Source organism: Methanobacterium petrolearium (genome assembly GCF_017873625.1).
Taxonomy (GTDB): domain Archaea; phylum Methanobacteriota; class Methanobacteria; order Methanobacteriales; family Methanobacteriaceae; genus Methanobacterium; species Methanobacterium petrolearium.
The window spans coordinates 1-3,358 of the sequence record NZ_JAGGKL010000023.1 but is presented as its reverse complement, the minus strand read 5'-3'; the positions used below and the strand labels follow the sequence as shown (position 1 = coordinate 3,358).

General features: G+C 34.6%; 5 protein-coding genes. 3 read left to right on the top strand and 2 right to left on the bottom strand.

The genetic code is table 11. The features are described from left to right. Positions 1-195: 195 nt before the first annotated feature. Positions 196-1,266, top strand: coding sequence for a metallophosphoesterase (locus J2743_RS11985; protein WP_209627526.1), 1,071 nt, complete (start codon positions 196-198; stop codon positions 1,264-1,266). 131 nt (positions 1,267-1,397) lie between these two features. Further along, positions 1,398-1,874: a DUF2124 family protein gene (locus J2743_RS11980; protein WP_209627524.1), complete on the top strand. Its 477-nt coding sequence runs from the start codon at positions 1,398-1,400 to the stop codon at positions 1,872-1,874. A 75-nt stretch (positions 1,875-1,949) separates the two neighbouring features. Here the strand turns inward: J2743_RS11980 and J2743_RS11975 are convergent, their stop codons facing one another. Together J2743_RS11975 and J2743_RS11970 are read right to left on the bottom strand one after the other, a co-directional pair. Continuing rightward, positions 1,950-2,096, bottom strand: a complete 147-nt coding sequence (locus tag J2743_RS11975; RefSeq protein ID WP_209627522.1) for a hypothetical protein — start codon at positions 2,094-2,096, stop codon at positions 1,950-1,952. A 9-nt stretch (positions 2,097-2,105) separates the two neighbouring features. Further along, positions 2,106-2,939 carry a hypothetical protein gene (locus J2743_RS11970; protein WP_209627520.1) on the bottom strand — a complete coding sequence of 278 codons (834 nt, stop codon included), beginning with the start codon at positions 2,937-2,939 and terminating at the stop codon, positions 2,106-2,108. A gap of 149 nt (positions 2,940-3,088) precedes the next feature. On the opposite strand from J2743_RS11970, the gene J2743_RS11965 reads away from it, so the two are divergent. Further along, positions 3,089-3,232, top strand: coding sequence for a hypothetical protein (locus J2743_RS11965; protein WP_209627518.1), 144 nt, complete (start codon positions 3,089-3,091; stop codon positions 3,230-3,232). Positions 3,233-3,358 lie beyond the last annotated feature (126 nt).

Genomic DNA, 3,358 nt, shown 5'->3' with positions numbered 1-3,358 from the left:
GGTTAAAAACCCAGAAAAACAACCAAAAAATAAAAAAAATAAAAAAATACCAAACCAAAAATAAAAAAACAAAGTAAAAAGAAAATCTCTATAATGAAATTATATTTTTAATCAAATTATAATTAATTCACGACATCCAATACTTTTAATTCACGACACCAATACATGGTGATAACGGAATTCTTTGGCGGTAAGATGAGAACGATTATCCATTATTTAATGTTTGTATCCCTGTTTTTCGTGGGTTTTTTGGTCCTTAACTACTATGTTTTCTTTGGAATGTCCTTTTTACTCGGTTTTCCAATGGATAATGGGTTTTACATTCTCATGTTAATTGCTGCATTGTCCTATCCAGTTAGTAACATCATTGAAAGGACGGTGTCCAACAATATAACCCGTATATTCTACACCGTGGCTTCTGCATGGATGGGAATATCATTTTATCTACTATTTTTCCTTATAACCTATTTAGTGTTATCCTTTTTCATCACACTGCCTCGTGAAACTGCAGGAATCACAATTGCAATATTAACAATTATTATCAGCTCATATGCCATTTATAACAGCTATTTATTGAAGATTAAGGAAATCGAAATACCATTAAAAGGTTTAAAGGATGATTTGAGGGTGGTCCACCTCAGTGACATCCACATTGGTTCGGTGAGAAACTCAGGGTACATGGAGAGAATTGTCACCAAAACCAATAAACTTAATCCGGATGTGGTTTTTATAACAGGAGACATGGTTGATGGCAGCGCTCGACTGCATAAACATACATTCAAAGCCATCAACCGCTTCAACACACCAGTTTTCTTTGTCACAGGTAATCATGAGACTTATGAGGGACTGGATGAGGTTTTCAGGGTCCTGGGATCCACAAAACTGAAAATACTCCAAAATGAATTGGTTGAATTCAAGGGAATACAAGTTATCGGTGTGGAGTACTCTTTTGGGAGGGGTCATTTGAAAAAAATCCTTTCCCAGCTTAAAATCGACGAGGATAAACCATCAATTCTTCTTTACCATCTCCCCGGGGAGTTGGAAGATGCCAATGAGGCTGGAATTGACTTACAACTTTCCGGTCACACTCATAATGGCCAGATGATACCATTCAATGTGCTGGTTAAATTGATGTTCCCCTATATGACTGGATTATATGAGTATAAAGGAACAAAACTTTACGTATCTCAAGGTACTGGTACATGGGGGCCTCCCATGCGACTTGGGTCCCGGTGTGAGATAACTCTAATCACATTGAAAAGTTAATCATTATCCTTAAAATTTGTTCTTTTGTTGAAAAAATTGTCACCCCATCTTATGAAATTCTTTATGTTATCAAAGTTATCAAATATAATTAGATAGCATTAATCTGAAATTGTGGTTAAAGGTGATGGAAAATGGAAAAGAAAAGTGGTATTGTAGGTTTCACAGGGGCCTTCAGAGAAAATGTGAAAGAAATTGAAAATGGTTCAACTGTAGTTTTTACAGGATCAGTAGCGGTATGCACACCATTTATAGAATTACTCGCATATTCCATTCGGGATAAAGATTTAGAAATGATATACGTGCCTAAATCTGACATAGATCAGGCAAAAATGATAAAAGAACAACCAAACATTGGTTTTAGTGTTGTAGATCAAAAAGCTGATCCTCAAAACCCGGAAGTGGTGGTGGTTATGGGTGGTCTTGCCATGCCTAAATTTGGATGTGCACCGGAAGATGTTGTGAACATGTTGGACGCGATTTCCGGTGATGAAAAACCAAAAGTAATCGGGGTTTGTTTCATGGACATCTTCAAAAGGGTGGGTTGGACTAAAAAGATACCCTTTGATGTTGTAATTGACACCACTTTAGAAACAGTGGTTACTGAATAAATGAATACTGTTTGATAAAAATTCCATTACTGTGACAGTTTTCAGGACAGTGTAACTGTTATTATATGAATAACCTTAGATCTGTCCCAGTCCGAAGGCATAAGCTGGTATATGGCATATTCCGTGCCACGGACCCCATAACATCCAGGGGAATAGTGCTATACTGGTAGGTGAAGTCCTAGTTGGGCATGATTCAGTATTCAATAGTTTGGATATCTGCATAAACATTGCCTAGAATATTTTTTTATCACCAATAAATATTCCCTGCCAGTTTATTTTAATTACCTTGACTCCACTTTCACGAATTTGGATATAAAACAACATTGTAAATATAAATGCAAATGTGAAAAGAAATGTACCATCATTCACTGCATAAGCTTTAAAAAAATCACTTGACACATAAGCTGGATAAATAAAGGTTACATAGTCCAAAATTAACCATTGAAATAATAAAAGAGAAAACATAGCCAGGAAATAGTTAACTGTTATATTCACTTTTTTATCTTCACGATAATATCCATATACAACCATCATCATCCCAATAGAACTACAAAATAGTGCTGAGGGAGATCTAGATAGGAAAAAACTTGCTAGACAAATGAACATAATCATAATCCCAGAAAAAATCAATAGGAATTTTAGTTTATCCGTTAACATCGCTTTGGTCTTATCGACCAGTATCACATCTTTATTTGTCTTTTGGCGATTTCCAATGTATTTCAAGTCACTTCTACGAATTTGGTAACTTAAAAATATGGTTATCACTGGGGCTATAATCAAGGTAAAAAGATCATTGGTTACATAAACCCTGCTGATGAACAAGACATAAATCAGTATAAGCCATTGGAACGCATTAACACAAAACATAGCCGCAAAATAAGTGGTTGTTTCATTAAATTTTCCATTTTCAATATGGAATCCCCAAATAATAGCCAGTAATCCTATAGAAAGATATAATAGATCCAAAGGAGATTCAGACACTAAAAAACTCCATGAAAATAAAACCGTTATCAGAATCCCGACAACTATTGACATCCATTTTATACTATTTATGCCATTATCCATATATATCACCAATAAATGACATGGGAGACTCATGCGGCTTAAATAAATGAAATAAACAATTTTATCACTGATAACATTGTTCGCTGCCCATTGATATCATAACTAACCAATTGTACTACAAGCGAACAGAGTTCTATAAAGTGTTATTAATGGGAGTATTGGGAGGAATCCAAGTTCTTCCATATACTACTTGTGTTACAACTGTATTAAAACCCGCTGAAAAAATCATTCCTCCGGCTAATGCAATAGGAGCTCCAATAATTGCACCAATACCTACAGTGTTTCACCATTAAGTAATAAGTTCCCTAACCATATTTATTTTGATTATAGTTAACGACATAGAAAATTTTATATAATGCAGGTTTTATATTTACTTATATGAAGAGAAAGCCAACTATAAATAAGGATTTTACAAGTGT